Source organism: Brachybacterium sp. FME24 (assembly GCF_014897705.1).
Taxonomy (GTDB): Bacteria; Actinomycetota; Actinomycetes; order Actinomycetales; family Dermabacteraceae; genus Brachybacterium.
Genome location: NZ_JABUXV010000001.1, coordinates 183,922 through 198,051, shown reverse-complemented (window position 1 = coordinate 198,051; position 14,130 = coordinate 183,922). Strand labels below are relative to the sequence as shown.

19 protein-coding genes are annotated in these 14,130 nt (G+C 65.4%); 6 read left to right on the top strand and 13 right to left on the bottom strand.

Annotation, left to right across the window (positions count from 1 at the left end; genetic code table 11):
* Positions 1-101: 101 nt before the first annotated feature.
* The 5 genes from INT51_RS00940 to INT51_RS00920 form a co-directional block, all read right to left on the bottom strand.
* The gene (locus tag INT51_RS00940) at positions 102-563 is read right to left on the bottom strand and encodes a DUF4411 family protein (RefSeq protein ID WP_193103320.1); all 462 of its coding nucleotides are present in this window, start codon (positions 561-563) and stop codon (positions 102-104) included.
* Positions 560-1,693, bottom strand: coding sequence for an ImmA/IrrE family metallo-endopeptidase (locus INT51_RS00935; RefSeq protein WP_193103319.1), 1,134 nt, complete (start codon positions 1,691-1,693; stop codon positions 560-562). The genes INT51_RS00940 and INT51_RS00935 overlap by 4 nt, the downstream gene beginning before the upstream one ends.
* A gap of 636 nt (positions 1,694-2,329) precedes the next feature.
* Positions 2,330-2,755, bottom strand: coding sequence for a tetratricopeptide repeat protein (locus INT51_RS00930; protein ID WP_226831803.1), 426 nt, complete (start codon positions 2,753-2,755; stop codon positions 2,330-2,332).
* 291 nt (positions 2,756-3,046) lie between these two features.
* Positions 3,047-3,580 (bottom strand): GrpB family protein, encoded by a 534-nt coding sequence (locus INT51_RS00925; RefSeq protein ID WP_193103318.1) that lies wholly within the window; start codon positions 3,578-3,580, stop codon positions 3,047-3,049.
* A gap of 331 nt (positions 3,581-3,911) precedes the next feature.
* Positions 3,912-4,454: a dihydrofolate reductase family protein gene (locus INT51_RS00920; protein WP_193103317.1), complete on the bottom strand. Its 543-nt coding sequence runs from the start codon at positions 4,452-4,454 to the stop codon at positions 3,912-3,914.
* 135 nt (positions 4,455-4,589) lie between these two features.
* Here INT51_RS00920 and INT51_RS00915 point away from each other — a divergent pair, with 135 nt between their 5' ends.
* Positions 4,590-5,180 carry a TetR/AcrR family transcriptional regulator gene (locus INT51_RS00915; RefSeq protein WP_226831802.1) on the top strand — a complete coding sequence of 197 codons (591 nt, stop codon included), beginning with the start codon at positions 4,590-4,592 and terminating at the stop codon, positions 5,178-5,180.
* 281 nt (positions 5,181-5,461) lie between these two features.
* Positions 5,462-5,881, top strand: a complete 420-nt coding sequence (locus INT51_RS00910; protein ID WP_304502037.1) for a DUF1801 domain-containing protein — start codon at positions 5,462-5,464, stop codon at positions 5,879-5,881.
* A 288-nt stretch (positions 5,882-6,169) separates the two neighbouring features.
* On the opposite strand, the gene INT51_RS00905 is transcribed toward INT51_RS00910, so the two are convergent.
* On the bottom strand, positions 6,170-7,024 hold the full coding sequence (locus INT51_RS00905; RefSeq protein WP_193103315.1) for an NAD(P)H-binding protein: 855 nt from the start codon (positions 7,022-7,024) through the stop codon (positions 6,170-6,172).
* 117 nt (positions 7,025-7,141) lie between these two features.
* Between INT51_RS00905 and INT51_RS00900 the strand changes: the two genes are divergently transcribed.
* Together INT51_RS00900 and INT51_RS00895 are read left to right on the top strand one after the other, a co-directional pair.
* The gene (locus tag INT51_RS00900; protein ID WP_226831801.1) at positions 7,142-7,801 is read left to right on the top strand and encodes a TetR/AcrR family transcriptional regulator; all 660 of its coding nucleotides are present in this window, start codon (positions 7,142-7,144) and stop codon (positions 7,799-7,801) included.
* A 128-nt stretch (positions 7,802-7,929) separates the two neighbouring features.
* Complete coding sequence (locus tag INT51_RS00895) at positions 7,930-8,232, top strand: hypothetical protein (RefSeq protein ID WP_193103314.1); 303 nt, start codon at positions 7,930-7,932, stop codon at positions 8,230-8,232.
* 255 nt (positions 8,233-8,487) lie between these two features.
* On the opposite strand, the gene INT51_RS00890 is transcribed toward INT51_RS00895, so the two are convergent.
* The 3 genes from INT51_RS00890 to INT51_RS00880 all read right to left on the bottom strand — a co-directional run bounded on the left by INT51_RS00890 (position 8,488) and on the right by INT51_RS00880 (position 10,483).
* The gene (locus INT51_RS00890; protein ID WP_193103313.1) at positions 8,488-8,697 is read right to left on the bottom strand and encodes a helix-turn-helix transcriptional regulator; all 210 of its coding nucleotides are present in this window, start codon (positions 8,695-8,697) and stop codon (positions 8,488-8,490) included.
* A gap of 1 nt (position 8,698) precedes the next feature.
* Positions 8,699-9,229, bottom strand: a complete 531-nt coding sequence (locus tag INT51_RS00885) for a DUF2975 domain-containing protein (protein ID WP_193103312.1) — start codon at positions 9,227-9,229, stop codon at positions 8,699-8,701.
* Between the two features lie 708 nt (positions 9,230-9,937).
* The gene (locus INT51_RS00880) at positions 9,938-10,483 is read right to left on the bottom strand and encodes a GNAT family N-acetyltransferase (RefSeq protein ID WP_193103311.1); all 546 of its coding nucleotides are present in this window, start codon (positions 10,481-10,483) and stop codon (positions 9,938-9,940) included.
* Positions 10,484-10,719: 236 nt separating this feature from the next.
* Here INT51_RS00880 and INT51_RS00875 point away from each other — a divergent pair, with 236 nt between their 5' ends.
* Positions 10,720-11,070, top strand: a complete 351-nt coding sequence (locus INT51_RS00875) for a TetR/AcrR family transcriptional regulator (protein ID WP_193103310.1) — start codon at positions 10,720-10,722, stop codon at positions 11,068-11,070.
* A gap of 198 nt (positions 11,071-11,268) precedes the next feature.
* Here the strand turns inward: INT51_RS00875 and INT51_RS00870 are convergent, their stop codons facing one another.
* Both INT51_RS00870 and INT51_RS00865 read right to left on the bottom strand, forming a co-directional pair.
* On the bottom strand, positions 11,269-11,493 hold the full coding sequence (locus INT51_RS00870; RefSeq protein ID WP_193103309.1) for a hypothetical protein: 225 nt from the start codon (positions 11,491-11,493) through the stop codon (positions 11,269-11,271).
* A 112-nt stretch (positions 11,494-11,605) separates the two neighbouring features.
* Positions 11,606-11,971 (bottom strand): hypothetical protein, encoded by a 366-nt coding sequence (locus INT51_RS00865; protein WP_193103308.1) that lies wholly within the window; start codon positions 11,969-11,971, stop codon positions 11,606-11,608.
* Positions 11,972-12,350: 379 nt separating this feature from the next.
* On the opposite strand from INT51_RS00865, the gene INT51_RS00860 reads away from it, so the two are divergent.
* Positions 12,351-12,959 carry a TetR/AcrR family transcriptional regulator gene (locus INT51_RS00860; protein ID WP_193103307.1) on the top strand — a complete coding sequence of 203 codons (609 nt, stop codon included), beginning with the start codon at positions 12,351-12,353 and terminating at the stop codon, positions 12,957-12,959.
* Between the two features lie 41 nt (positions 12,960-13,000).
* Here INT51_RS00860 and INT51_RS00855 read toward each other — a convergent pair whose 3' ends face one another.
* Positions 13,001-13,309 carry a hypothetical protein gene (locus INT51_RS00855; RefSeq protein ID WP_193103306.1) on the bottom strand — a complete coding sequence of 103 codons (309 nt, stop codon included), beginning with the start codon at positions 13,307-13,309 and terminating at the stop codon, positions 13,001-13,003.
* A 221-nt stretch (positions 13,310-13,530) separates the two neighbouring features.
* A complete protein-coding gene (locus tag INT51_RS00850) occupies positions 13,531-13,974 on the bottom strand; it encodes a hypothetical protein (protein WP_193103305.1) in 444 nt (147 codons plus the stop codon).
* Positions 13,975-14,130 lie beyond the last annotated feature (156 nt).

The window sequence follows — 14,130 nt, the reverse complement described above, 5'->3', positions numbered from 1 at the left end:
TACTGGCGGGCAGCAAAATTAGCCTTTCAAAGCTTGGTTCCGATACTCGGATTACCCCGTTGCTGTCCTGGAGTGGGAGCGACCCCAGATTTGCATTGCGGCTAGAAAGTCCATCCTTGCGCCTTGACGAATCCGAAAAACTTCATGGTGGGTACCCCGTGTTCCAAAGCAACATTGGGGATCTTCTGGTTCCGGTCCGGGGTGTTGGGACCCTTCAGGGTTTCCTCGGTAACCACTACCCGCTGCTCTTGAAGTCCATGGGCAATGACCCAGGGGTCGGCATCGTTCTGTGTTCCGCTCACCCAGCCGGGGTGGGCCTGAGTGATGGCGGCCACCGTCAACACCTCATCTTGATGCGTTGCGCATAGGAACCCGTGGAGGTTCTTTGCCCAGATGTGGAGGTCGTCGTCGCCTCGCTCCAACTCGCGGAGGACTGCTTCGCAGATACAGGCCTCTCCCTGGCTCACGAGGTCTTCGAGTGAAGCCCATAGGGACGGGAAGATGTCGCGGGGGTAGAGCCGCTCCATGTTGATGAGAATGTTTGAATCGAGGGTGTAGCTCACTGGTTGCTCCCCTCGGTCCGGTAATACTCCTCAAACATCTGTCTGACCATGGGAATCCGTGCGTTCAGGAGGTAACTGGCATCCATCCAGTCAACTCGGGAGTCCTCCACGGCGCGTGCCACGGTGCCGACATATGTGCTACCAAGGTCTCGGTAACGCACGCGCCAGGGGGCGGGCCCGCCGGTCTTTGCCTTCTGGTCCGCTCGACTCTTGGCCCAGACTGCGTCGCTCTCCCGCCAGATGGATTCCAAATCGTCGTCATCAATTACATTCAATGTCCGGAGACGGATGCCTGCGGCCAGGTAGCTGACCTTGAAGCGCGCCGCTACCTTGGATGCTAGGTCGCTGGGCTCTCCATCCAGTGTCTTTACCAACGCCGTGACCTGCTTGTAGGGCATGAGGAAGTTCGCTGCGAACGAATTGGCGATTCCCTCTTCATTCACATCCTCATCCAGATCGCACAGGCCGCTGGTTTTGTTGGCAAGGTGTGCGACCTCGTGGAAGAGGGTGAACACCTTGCCGTTGTTGGAATCGGATCCATTAAGGATGATTACTGGCAAGGAATCGTGCTGAATGGACAGGCCTCGGAATGTGCTGAGAGGCACCTTGGTCGTCTGGAACACGAGGTAGCCATGGTGCTCCAGCAGTCCTCTCCAAAAGTTCAGCACCTGATTCTGGCCATTCTCGGGGGGGACAAACTCTTCGCGGAGACCGAGATAGGCGCGGAGCTCGCTGGCACGCTTGCGGTAAGTGTCCCAAGTGATGGAACCCACTCGGGCCGTCCGCTCCGGCGCTCCCTGGAGGTCTAACACAGTGTCGCGGTGCTGCTCCGCGCGACGCATCTCGCGCGCTAGAAGGGGTGGGAGGGGTTCCGCTCCACGCCCACGAAAGTCAGGGGTCTGTGGAACGTCCGTGGACGCTGGCGGAGGAGCGAAGAAGAAGGCCATTGTCCGGTCCAACTTCTTGGCAATCTTCTCTAGCTGCTTCAGGGTCGGCTGCTCGTCGCCGGACTCAAATGCAAGTGTCCGTTCGAGGGTTGTGCCAGCGGCGCTGGCCACGTCCTGGGCATCCAGGTGCATGACGGAGCGCGCCCAAGTCAGCGTGGCCCCGTTGATGGGTGCGCGTGCCATGGTGATGCTCCTCCCCGAGTGGCGGTCAGCGGCGGCGGGCCGGGTGCGAGTGACCTTGTCCCAATCATATGGTTAGGCACTGACCCTCAAGAGCTATCGGTCCGTTACCCCCGCCGTGTCAGCGCCAGCGTCGCTGATGACTGTCGTTGCGGAGCATGGGTGGGCGCTACTGCGCCGGCAGTCCCGGCGGTGCGGCGTGGGATCATGGACCCATGTCTACTGATGACACCGAGCGCGCGCCGAAGGTCATCCGCTGTAAGCACTGGTCTGAGGGGCTTGGTCGCTTCGGCGGCTGGCACCACCACGAGGGTCCTCACGCGTGCGACTGGGCGAACCACGATGGCGAGTGTCCGTACTGGGTCAGCGTTGGCGGTAGGCCGAACCTTTAATCTCGGCTTTGGAGGTATAGGGAGCCTTGTAGGCGCGCCAACCTGTCGAATAGCGCGTCTGCTGGCCCTCCTCGCGACTCTTGCGACCCTGGCTGCTAGGCTGCCTTCAGGCGCTCCAAGTGACGCAGGTTGCCCTCCGCGCGGTGCCTTCTCGCACTGAAACCCCAGTTCAGGCGGTACTCTGCCGACTTGGAACAGCCTTAGCACCTAAGGTTCCGCAATCACTGTAATTCGGTGGAGTTCCGCTTCAACGTCTAGCCGGATCGTCGGAAGTCGCCGACTTGGTGAGCGCGGCGGCGTAGTTGCGCATCGAGCGCTGGTATCGGGGCAGCGTTCCTATCTGCGCTTCGATGGCGACCCGCAGTGCTTCATCCTTGCGCCCGGCGCTATGGAGTGCCAGAGCCAATACGACGCGGGGTGCGGAGCCTGTCGACTCATGCGTCGGCGCAGCTTGCAGGACGGCGATCGCCTCGTCGAGGCGGCCGAGATTGCGAAGGGTCGATCCGTACTGGACTGCGAGCTGCGCATGCCTGGCTGCGTCGAGGCCGAGTTCGAGAGCGCGCTCGTACTCGGCACCGGCCTCAGCCTCGAATCCCACGGAGTCGTACATGCCCGCGAGTTCGAACGCGGCCCTGCCGTCGGTGGCCGGGCATGCCGTGGCCAAGTCGCGCATCGCAGCGATGCCGTCATCTCGATCGAACGAGGCGAAGCGCTCCCAGAGGTCGGCGATGGAGGCTTCCTACTGTTCAACTGCTGGTGTCATAGCACCAACTCTGCCACGACGCGAAGCTCGTGGACATCGTGATCGGACGGGCGACACCAGCGACAGATGGCCCAGGGGTTGCTCCGTGCCGAAATGCGGGCGAGTTCCGCTTCAGCGTGTAGCACGAGCACTCTGCGTGCATGTGCGCTGTGGCAGAGGCACTCGACCTCCGGGCCGTCGAGGATCCGGTCGAAGCTTGAGTCAGTTCGGCGGTCCCTTCGGAGAGCCCGTAGCCCACGTTCGGGCAATGCGCAGGATCTCCAGGACCATCGGTGCCTTGGTGTCCGAGTAGGCCAAGAGCCGCTCTCTGCTCGCGGCATGCCGTTTTGCGCGGCAGTAAGCGCGCGAGGCATCAGGGTGAGAGCGAAGGTAGTCGCGGAAGGCGAGATTATCGGCCCACAGCGATGACGTTGAGACGATGAGGTGAACGTTGGTGGCGGGTGCCGTCCGGCGAACCAGATAGCGCCGTCCCGCCGAGATCTCGCCGAAGTCGGTGAACCCTGCTGCCGTGAGCTCTCGCGCGACGGCGTCGTGGTCAGCGGGGGTGACATCGGCCATGAGGTCGATGATCGGTTTCGCTGGCAATCCGGGGACCGCCGTGCTGCCGATATGTTCGATGTCGCGCGCTCCGGTGATGAGCTTGACGTCATCGATCGTGCGGGCAGCCTGCGACGCCCAGCGTGGATCGTGGTCCACCACGGTGATGGGCTCGTCCAGAGGCAGTTCTGCGGTCATCGCGTTCACCGTAGTCCCACGTCGGCCCGGAGGCGAGGTGCTTGCCCAGATTCCCCGCAATCCTGCGCAGCGACGACCTGCACGGCCGCGCGCGGTGATCGTTGGAAGGTTGGTAGGTGTCGGAATTCGGGGGAGTTCCGGTGCAACGTCCAGCTCCAGAACTCAGGGGGCGGGAAGGCGCAGCCCCTGACGGGGGAGGCTGGATTGGGGCGGCCTTCGTCCTGGAGCATGCCCTCTGAGGACTGGTGGATTCCGCGGGGGTGCGGTCGGCGTGCGGGCTGCTGGGTTGCGCCGCGTGGCGCACGCCGGCCCTGACGCCGTGCGACGGGGCCTACCGGAGGACTCGGTAGCGGAGGTGGGTCTCGCTCGCGTACGCGGAGGTCTCGAGGCGTTCGAGCTCGACGCGCTGCCCCAGGCCCGCGAACAGCGAGATGCCGTCGCCGAGCAGCACCGGTGCGACGTCGAGGTGAAGCTCATCGACGAGCCCGAGCCGCAGGCACTGCCGCGAGATGCTTCCGCCGAGCAGGCTGACCCACTCGTCACCGGCGGACTGCACGGCCAGCGCGACCGCTGCAGAGATGTCGTCGACGACGAAGGTGTAGGTGGTGCCGTCTCGCTCGATCGGCTCATGGGCCCTGTGGGTCATGAGGTAGACCGGTGCCTTCAGCATGCCGCCATAGGGGAGCTCGCCGTCCTCGATGGTGCGGGTCTTGTTCGCACCCCCGACGACTGCTCCGATCCGGTCCATGACACGCTCCACGACGGAGTCGTCCTCGGGCGCAGAGGGCCTGCCGAACATCCAGTCGACACCGCCGTCCGGGTCTGCCAGGAATCCGTCGAGGGTGATGGTTGCGTGGACGATCACTGTGGCCATGGTGCGCTCCTCATGTAGAGGTGAGTCGATGGACTCACCTTGTCACCGTAGAGGCCGGGTGGTGGTGAGTCAACCCACTCGCCTCTATGGGATACTGGCGAGATGGCACGCGGGCGCTCCTCCTACCATCGTGAGATGGCCGCGACGAATCGTGGGGCGATGCTCGTCGCGGCCACCCAGCTGTTCCTGGAGAACGGCTATGACCGCACGTCGCTGGCGCACATCGCACAGCAGGCGGGCGTATCCAGGGCGACGCTCTTCAAGCAGTTCCCGACCAAGGCCGCACTGTTCGAGGCCACGGTGCTCGCGGCTGGCAGCTCACCTGCTCCGGAGCCCGTGGACGTCCCGTCGGAGGATTTCTGCGCTGGTCTCGTGACCCTCGGACGCGCCTACGCCGAGCTGCTGACCCGGCCCGAGATGGCGGCGCTGATGCGCACTGTGATCGCCGAGTCCCCCCGGTTCCCCGAGCTGCGGGAGCGCACCTTCGACTTCGGGACGCTGCCCGTGCTCACGGCGCTGGGGCGCTACCTCCGTGATGCCCATGCATCAGGGGTCGCCGAGGTCGACGACCCGGAGATGGCGTCCGCGCAGTTCCTGGGGATGATCGCGTCGTCGGTCTTCTGGCCCCGCCTCATGCACGGCACCTGGTCGATCACCGACGACGAGCGAGAACTTGTCATCGAGGGCGCGGCCCGGACCATCACCGCCCGTTACGCCACCCCGTGACGGGATCGTTCGCAGAACGTCTGCTGCGTCGCGGCGTCTCGCACGGCATGGCTCCGTGCCGTGAGCTTGAGTGCCCTCGGTGTGGGCGCGCGGGGGAGTTCAGGTCCACCGTGAGACGGAGCCCTGAGAACGAGGTCCGTCCCGCGCTGCTTCGGCTCGCGCCGTGGCAAGCGCCTGCGGTAACCTCGGCGTGGCAGCGGAAGCTGTCGACTGCACTTCCAGGCGCGGACCGCCTGAAACATTGCGGAGAGGCCCGCTCGCTCGGGACATGTCCGGATGAGGTGTGGCGCATCGTTGCGCCGACTTCAATCGCCGATGCGAGCCATCGGCTGGCGAAAGGACATGACATGGCATCGAAGGACGAGAAGAACCTCGCTCAGGTGATCGACAAGATCGCGAAGATGGACGAACCGGCGCGGACGCTCGTGCAGCGAGTGCACGAGATCATCATGGCCGCCGCGCCCAACCTGAAGCCGCGGATCTGGTACGGCATGCCCGCGTACGCGCTCTCCGCGAGCGCACCTGCACTGGTGACGCTGCGCAATGACGAACGCGTCAACCTGGCTCTCACCGAGAAGGTCGCTCACCTCCCCGCCGGTGGTTTTGACGGAACCTTGATGCCGGCAGCGTGGTACGTGGAGACCATCGACGAACCCACTGAGGAACGCATCGCCGAGATCGTCCGCTCGGCGGTGTCCTGAACGCGGCGATCGGACGCGGCTGGGCCGGACTCTGCACGCCCGTCACTGCGTGGTTCGAGCTGGCTCAGTCGCCTGCTCCGATCGACGGGTCCGTGACGGGCCGACGTTGGCCTGCGAGTTCTCGGTCTCGGTCGCGTGCAGCAGGATCGGCCCATCGAGTGCAGGACCAGCTTGAAGCCAGGCGTCGGCCAGGCGCCCTGCCCCGAGCTGGCTGGTGATCGCGCATCAGTCCCCTCCGTGCGGGCATCTGGGGGAGTGGAGCCCACTCTGGAGGGGACGGTCGAGGCACTACCGCCCATCCAGGCCCGTCAGCTGCTCGGTGATGCTGCGGGGTTCGCGCTCCAGGAGACGCGAGAGTGTGGGGTCCGAACCCGAGAAATGTCCACTCCTCGTGGCCTGGAACATCGACAGGGTGAAGCGCGCGACCGCCTCGGGCACACCGCTGGTCGTCGCGTCGGACACCCATGTCTCGTCGTCGACGACGACGCGATCGATCTGACGACCGGTGATCTCGGATGCGGAAGCCGCGAAATCTGAGAGGGTGACGGGCTCGGGCAGCGTCAGATCGATCGGGCCGTCGAACGGGTCATCAGCTGTGAGGATCGCAGCGGCAGCCTGCGCAGCATCTCGCCGATCGACCCAGGAGAAGGGGCCGTCGGCGGGCATGGCGATCACGCCTGATTCCTGCCACGCACCGAGCAGCTGGGACGGGTCGCCGTAGAACCCGTTGCGCAATGAGGTCCAGGCCGCTCCCGATGCCTCGAGATGCTGTTCGGTGGCGGCGTGGATCGCGAGCGGCGGGTAGGGCGTGTCGAAAGCTGTCCCATGGGCGCTCGTGTACAGGATCCGCTGAGCCCCTGCGTCGACGGCAGCATCAATGGCCCGGTGGTGCTGCGCGACGACGTCAGAAGAGAGGTCGCTCGAGGAGACCAGGAGGACCTGCTCGGCGTCAGCGAAGGAGTGGCGCAGGGCCGCGGGGTCGTCGTAACTTCCTTGACGCACGCGGACTCCTCGATCGGCCAGGTGCGCCGCACGCGCGGGGTCGCGCACACTGACGCCGATCTGGTGCGGCGGTATCCGCATCAGGAGGTGGTCGACCGTGGCCCCGTTGAGGGTTCCTGTCGCTCCGGTGACAACGATCATGGGAAGGTCCTTTCATGAGGCAGGGGTCCGGGGTGCTGCCCGCCCGAGTGTCGGGTGAACGGCGAACCGAAAGTTGACCTCTTTGGTCAACTTGCTGGGGGGCTATCCTGCACTAACTTGACTGCTAAGATCAAGTTCTTCGTCGATCCGGAAGGAGCCAGCGCCGTGACCGACCCCCGAGGTGCGCCCGCTCTGCGCGCGGATGCCCGCCGAAACGTCGATCGGATCCTGCTCGCGGCGGTCCAGGTGTTCCGGGAGCAGGGGTTCTCCGCGCCGCTCGAAGAGATCGCCGCGGCGGCCGGCGTGAGCAAGGCGACCATCTTCAATCGTCTCGGCGGGAGAGTCGGGCTGATCGATGCCGTCATCGACGACGTCGTCGCGGCGGAGCTGCGGGCTGTCATCGATGACGCGCGGTCCGTCGGCGAGGTCCGAGAGCGGATCCGCACCTACATCGGTGCGCTCCGGGACCTGCAGTATCGCCTTCCAGCAGTCAATGATGTCCTGCTGCAGGAGTACCGCGACTCCGAGCCTCTGCTCGCCCTGTGTGATGCCGGGACGACCTTCCACGACGGCCTTGTCGCGCAGGGGCATTCCGCAGGCGTTCTGGCGGACGACTTCACCTCCGCGGACTTCCAGGCGCTCACCCGGGATAACGCCCTGGCGCTCAAGTACGGTGGTCGGCCGCCTCGCGCTGACTACGATCGCAGAACCGCGTTCGTCCTCGGCGGGATCTGCGCATCGAGGCGTGCGTCGGACTTCCCGTGCGAGCGCCGTTGAATGGCCCTGCGTGCGGATACGTGGTGGAGTTCCGCTGTGACGTCTGACCTGCGGTGATGGGGCGCTCAGGGTCTCGCGGGCGGAAGCGGAAGAGGGGGTCGGGAGCTCATCGGCCGGTGCCTGGTCCGGTGCCTGACAAGGCCCGGGAGCAGAACCCGTACGCGTGGGCGAACCTCGAGCGCCCCCTGTTCACCTCGCTCTGGTTCGGGGTCGCGGCAGGGCTCCTGGTCGCTGGTCTGCTCGTCATCGGGCTCGTCGGGGACCACATCGACCCGGATCCAGGCTATGCAGTGGTGCTGCTGGCCGCAGTGGTGGTCGCGCTGAGCGCGATGACGATCATGTACGTCATCCTGCTGCTGTGCAACGCTGCTCTGCGCCTCATCGAGCGACAGGGCTCACCACGCAGGCCCCCCTTCAGGCGCAGCCGCTGAGAGGTCTCCGCTGACCCCGCGCCGAACCGAGACTGCCGATGTCGTCCCACCGACGTCCTGAAGGGGTTCGTCCAGGCAGAGATCGCCTCCGACGACGACCTCATCGCTGCCGGCTCCGTCGCCAGGCTCGCGACCTCGGGACGGGGCGCACGGAGGACAGGGACTGCAGCGCACTGTGAGGACGACCGGTCCGAGGGCGCTCGGATCAGGGACCTCCTGCTGTCCGTGGCGCGGCGACCGGGTGCGAGCGGCGTCTTAGCGGTCGGGCGTCCAGGTGAGGACGTCTCCGGGTTCGCAGTCGAGCACGCGGCAGATCGCGTCGAGAGTCTCGAAGCGGACGGCTCGCGCCCGTCCGTTCTTGAGGACCGCGACATTGGCTGGGGTGATCCCGATGGCTGCGGCGAAGTCGCCGACGCTCATGCCGCGCTCGGCGAGCAGGACGTCGAGCTTCACGGTGATGGCCATGTCAGATCACCTCGTCCAGCTCCCGGCGGATGGTGACCGCACGCTTGAGGAGGTCCCGCATCACGGCGACGACGAGCGCACCGGCGATGCATGCGGCGGTGCCGGCCATGCCGAAGATCAGCAGCGCGGTGCCGGTGGTCGTCTCCATGCCGTCCGGGATTGCGCTCGCCGGAATGTTCGGAGCGACGATGTCCGTGAGGGCTGCGGCGAGGCTGAGTCCTGCCGCGACAAGACATGCCCCGATGGTGACGTCGACCCAGATGAAGGGGCGGTGGGAGAAGATCGAATCGTTCCAAGTGTGCCGCAGCAGCATGCCGGTCGCGATGAGCACGGCCTCGAAGCACGCGATGCCCAGGATCGCGATGACCGTCAACGGCCCCTGGGCGCGGGCGACGACCGGGTCGAGGAGAGCTTCGTCGGCGAGCGCCGTGGGCACGGCGATCGCCTGGAAGAAGACACAGGTCAGGAGAGTCAGGGCGAGCCCGGCCTCGAGCGCGACGATGAGGGCCCGGCGGAGCAACGGCGTAGTCATGCATCGATTGTTGATGGATATCTATCGTTTGTCAATCGGTGTGTGGGGTGGGGTCGCGCCGATCTTCTGTGCGTGACGGCCGGGCGCCGTCGGGGCGCCCACCGGAACAGCTCGGCGGAGCAGCGAGAGGGCGCCATGCGGCAGTGCAGATTGCCGCCGCTTCCCGTGCAGACCGTCGTCGACCGCAACCGGTCATGTTCTGGTCGCGTCGACCCTCAGCCGACGAATGCGATCGATTCGCCATGTGTTCACCCATGTTGCGGACACGGCGGATCACCGCATCTCCGAGGAGTCGTCATTCCATCTGTCCAAGATAGGCGCGTCTCGGGTTCTCTGCCGCTACTTTGTGGGTTCGAGCTCTCGGGTGAGGGCCTCGTCGTGGAGCGTCTCGAACTCTACCGGGGAGGGGCCCCCCGAGGGTCCCGTGATCGATCGTCGCCATTAGCAGGCCGAGCGAAACGTCCGTCAGGACGATCCAACGGCCGCGCCCGATCGCTGTCTCCGGCCCAGGTGAATGATCGGTGTGCATGGTGGCGGTCACTTCTCTTCGATGGGAGACGCCGACTAAGACCCACTGAACAATGCAATTGGAGGTGCGTGGGAGCGCCGGATGACGATGAGAAAAAGTGCCGCGTCGCACCGGCGCAGCAGCGTCGGTCCAGCAGGGTGGCGGCGAAAACGCCCCCTGGGATTGTAGAGGGAGAGGGGTTAGCGGTCGGTGCCGAGGGTCGCGTAGATCAGGGTGTCGGTCCACTCGCCCTTGCTCCACCAGTCCTGCCGCAGATGCGCCTCCTGGCGCATCCCGACTCTCGCGGCGAGCTTCGCGGATCCCGTGTTGCGGCCGTCCATCTGCGCCGCCACACGGTGCACCTGGTAATGGTCGAACGCGAGGTCGAGCACGGCGCGCACCGCCTCCGCCGCGTAGCCCTGGCCGCCGACTGCGGGATCGAGTACCCAGCCGATCTCTGTGACCCGCCGTTCGCGATCTGTGAACCACAGCGTTACGTCCCCGATCGGCTCGTCGTCTCGTTCGATGACGAGGGCCAGCGCCCCGCTGTCATCGTCCAGGTCGGTCTTCGCCAGCCTCTCGGTCGTGTGCCGTTCCGCTTCCTCGATCGTCCACGGCTCATCTAGGAGGTACCGGGCGACATCGGAGCGAGAGTAGACGCGGTTCAGCCACGTACAGTCACTCGAGACGTGCGGGCGCAGACGCAGTCGGCTAGTGGATACAGGGAACGAGGCTGCTTCACTCACTCTACAAAACCAACATTGTGCGGAAGGCCAGGCGAACGGTGTTCGGATGTGGTGGGTGTGCGAGCTACTGGTAGCACCGCAAGCCACAATGCCGCGCCCGCGCCGTCGACGTGGATGACATCGCCCGCATCTTCGCCGAGTCGCTGGATGAGGGGGGCCTGCGACCCCTGACCGTCCGTGCCGTCGCTGGGTGGCTCAGTGCCGTGCCGGCGAGTTGCTACCCGCGTACTGGACGCGTGGATGACCTGTTCGACCTCGCCCTGGGCAACGCACTCGCGCGGGACACGACCATCCAGCGGGCCATCACGAACGCCAGCCTGCATGATTTGACGTTGACCTACCACCGACATCTCGCCTGTCACCACTGGGTGACCCGGGTGATCGGGATGCGCGCCCCGAGGGGGCCGCACTGCCTTCGACTTTCGGAGCGCATGCGCGTGTTCCTCGCCGACGCCGGCGCTCTGGATCCGCTCGGAGCCGACTACGCCCTCACCAACTTCGTGATCGGCGGCGCGACTACCGCCTCGATGGCCGGAGATGAGTGCACGGCCCCCGTCGATCCCGAGGTCGCCCCGCTCTCCGCGTGACTGCCCCGGGATCACGCCGTAGAGAGCGAATCGATTGTCGCAGCCGGTCTTGCGTCGCTCGTGACGCGAGTGATTCCGTGGAAAGGGCATCCATTGGGGTGCCAAATACCTGTTCATGGACACATTCCTCTCGATGCGCAATCTTCCATGCCATAGCCGTTGTGGCTGGTCCGAGTTACGGGGAAGTCGTCGTCTCCGTCAGGCATCGAGATTTGTGGCCTTTCGTTGGCGTTGTTTCGAGTCCTTTCGCCCCAGCAGGCTTCCACCGATCAGTGCTGCGCCTGCTGCGGTCGCTCCTACCTGGAGCGCGGTGAGTGCTGTGCCGTCGGCGAAGCGGGCCAAGAGCCCGAAGTCGTCGTTCCATAAGCCGCCGATTCCGTTGATCACCAGAATGATTCCGAAGATTTCTAAGACTGCTCGCATGAGTTCTCGCTTTCGATGGTGTTCTTCTGCCCGGCCGTGACTGGCTCTGACCGTTGGCGGTGCATAGGTCGTGGGCTAGCGTGGCGTGCAGGCCTGCGGGTACGCCTGCTGATCAGCCCCGTTCGACCTGGAGGTCTTGTGGTACCTCGACTTCGAAACGGGCGTCACAGAGCGCGATGCCGTGGCATCCGGCATCGATCTCCAGGGTGTCGCCGTCGAGTTCCCACGTGAGCCTCTCGAAGCCTGCTGTGTGTTCGAACCAGCGGGTGACCTGGATGTCCTCACGATCGGTCGCGACGACATCTGTAGCAACTTCGTTCGTCTTGAGAATCAAGGTCTCCCCGGAGTAGGAGAAGGTCTTGGTCTCCGGGTCGGCGTTCGATGCTTCTGTCGTGCAGCCGACTAGACTGAGTGCGGTGACCGTGACCAGCACGCACTTGCTCGCCGGTCGGCTTAGGCGGGTGCGTATCTCTCTCATTCGGAATCTCCAGAAAGTTCGGTGGGCTTCGATGATCGGGGCAGTTCTAGATGATGACGACGCGGTGCTCATTCCCCGATCCACTCCAATGCGGCCATGGCTCGCAGGGCGAGGATTGCGCCGACGATGCCGATGATCCCGGGCGTCGTGGAGCGGGCATGCCTGGCGAGCCTGTGATCGAGTCTGCCCAGTGGTCCCGCATGCGCGAAGTGTGCGACGGTGCGGCCGAAGGTCAGGGCGAGCGCCGGGTGATCGTGATGAGGCGGTGCCCCGCCAGCAGGGCAGTACCGCGTCTCCCTTCCTCTGCGCTTCCACGTTATAGCACAGGTGTGCTTATGTGACTGAAAAGAGCCTAGCACACCCGTGCTAGCATGTGGTCATGCCTCGAACCATGGACAGGGATGCGCGCAAAGCCCAACTTGCGGAGGCGGTGTGGCAGGTCATCCTCGATCAGGGCGTCTCGGCGGTGTCGGTGCGCACGGTCGCCGAGCGTGCTGGCGTCGTCGTCGGCTCCCTCAGGCACGTATTCCCGACACGCTCGGAACTCGTGCAGTTCTCCGCTGAACTCATGATGGAACGCGTGACTGAACGGCTTCTCGCCACCGAGTCCCGTGATGATCCGCGCGAGTATGCGGTGGCGATCATCAAGAACGTCCTCCCTCTCGATCCGGATCGCCGAGCCGAATATGAGGTCAATCTCGCGCTCCTTGCAGAGCGCGCCGCGGTGCCGGGTCTGCAGCAGGTGGGCCTCGACGCGCATCGCCGGCTTGCTGGCCTCTGCGCCCGCCTCGTCGGGATGTTGACAGGGGAGGCTGGGACGCCGAGTGCGGCATCGCTGGCACGTCGACTCCACGCGCTGATCGACGGGCTGGCGTTTCACCTGTTCCACCAGCCCGTCGGCAGCGATGTCACCTGGGCGCTCGACATCGTCCAGGGCGAGTTGACCGCTATCGCCGGCGAGGCGGGCAGTGGTGGGGTCTCGCGCTGAGTCGGCGGTCCTGGGTGCGCGACTTCGGTCGCGAGCTGTGGCTATTTCGCGGCGAGCTTCTTGGTCCACTGGGGCTTGTAGTCGGGATGGTCGTTCCATGTTGCTGCCAGGGACGCCAGGAGCTGGTCGCTGAAGCGGGCGGCCTCGGTCTCGGCATCGGCGCCGAACACATACTCGCCCACCTTGACTAGGGTGCTGGCGCCGGTGAACCAAGACACCAGGTCACCCTCTACGCCAGTCCTGCGCATCTGTGCCGCGATCGTGAGGATTCGCCGGTAGGTCTGTTCCACCTCCGCAGGGAGATTCCTCTCGGCAAGCCGCTCCTTCACGAAGCACTCCAGGTCGCTCATCGCGACACCTCCTTGATCTCGACTCGGACCCCGAATGGTGCGCTTCGGGTGGTGCGCTTCGGGGTGAATGAATCCCACGCTAGCACGACCGTACTATTTTGGGGTTTGCGTCGGGGGTCTGTCCCGATTCGCCCTCTGGCGCTGCCGGCCGGTCATTGGCCGACGATGCGATGGGCGTCGGCGGCACGGATCTCCGCGATATCGGCACCTTTGTGGTGGTGTCAGAAGTGCTCGTTGGCGAGCGAGTGCGCGCCGTCGCAGGATTCGGCGAGCTCTGCTCCGAACAGCTCGGCGGGGGTGTAGGCGCCAGGTGTGCCGCGGCCGGCGGCCCGTCTCGAGGCCATTTCGGCTGCCACGGATGCGGTCACGGCGCTGGCGTCTCCCAGGCGCAGCCGGCCTTCCCGTGTCGTGCCGTCCGGCCACTCGACGAGCGCGTGTGCCCACGAATGGCGTCGAGGAGCTGCGCGCTCGGGTGTCCTGACTCCTGTCAGGAGCCGAATCGCGGGGTGCCGCCGAGGTGCCAGATGCATGAAGGGCAGCATGCGTCGCACGGCGATGCGCGGGATGCCTGACGGTGCTTCGCCTGCGGCCGATTCGATGACGGGGGCGCCGGCGGCTCGTTGAGCGGCGAGCAGCTCGCCCAGCGGCAGCAATCCGGTTGTCACGACGTCGCCATCAGGCGTCACGAGCGAGGTCGGGCTGCCGGCCAGGGATGCAGAGGTGAGCTTTGCGTCGGCAAGGCTGCGGGCCTGGAACCGGCGGCCTCCTGGGGTGCCGGGGATGACATCGAGAAGGGATCCGGCGAAGGTTTGCCTGTCCTG

Excerpts from the sequence above, each read along its gene's own strand:
- INT51_RS00925 (WP_193103318.1), bottom strand. The coding sequence starts at position 3,580 with ATGACCGCAGAACTGCCTCTGGACGAGCCCATCACCGTGGTGGACCAC.
- INT51_RS00855 (WP_193103306.1), bottom strand. The coding sequence starts at position 13,309 with ATGAGCGACCTGGAGTGCTTCGTGAAGGAGCGGCTTGCCGAGAGGAAT.
- INT51_RS00915 (WP_226831802.1), top strand. The coding sequence starts at position 4,590 with ATGGCCGCGACGAATCGTGGGGCGATGCTCGTCGCGGCCACCCAGCTG.
- INT51_RS00930 (WP_226831803.1), bottom strand. The coding sequence starts at position 2,755 with ATGCGCGACTTGGCCACGGCATGCCCGGCCACCGACGGCAGGGCCGCG.
- INT51_RS00905 (WP_193103315.1), bottom strand. The coding sequence starts at position 7,024 with ATGATCGTTGTCACCGGAGCGACAGGAACCCTCAACGGGGCCACGGTC.
- INT51_RS00885 (WP_193103312.1), bottom strand. The coding sequence starts at position 9,229 with ATGACTACGCCGTTGCTCCGCCGGGCCCTCATCGTCGCGCTCGAGGCC.
- INT51_RS00865 (WP_193103308.1), bottom strand. The coding sequence starts at position 11,971 with ATGAGAGAGATACGCACCCGCCTAAGCCGACCGGCGAGCAAGTGCGTG.
- INT51_RS00920 (WP_193103317.1), bottom strand. The coding sequence starts at position 4,454 with ATGGCCACAGTGATCGTCCACGCAACCATCACCCTCGACGGATTCCTG.
- INT51_RS00870 (WP_193103309.1), bottom strand. The coding sequence starts at position 11,493 with ATGCGAGCAGTCTTAGAAATCTTCGGAATCATTCTGGTGATCAACGGA.
- INT51_RS00935 (WP_193103319.1), bottom strand. The coding sequence starts at position 1,693 with ATGGCACGCGCACCCATCAACGGGGCCACGCTGACTTGGGCGCGCTCC.
- INT51_RS00860 (WP_193103307.1), top strand. The coding sequence starts at position 12,351 with ATGCCTCGAACCATGGACAGGGATGCGCGCAAAGCCCAACTTGCGGAG.
- INT51_RS00890 (WP_193103313.1), bottom strand. The coding sequence starts at position 8,697 with ATGGCCATCACCGTGAAGCTCGACGTCCTGCTCGCCGAGCGCGGCATG.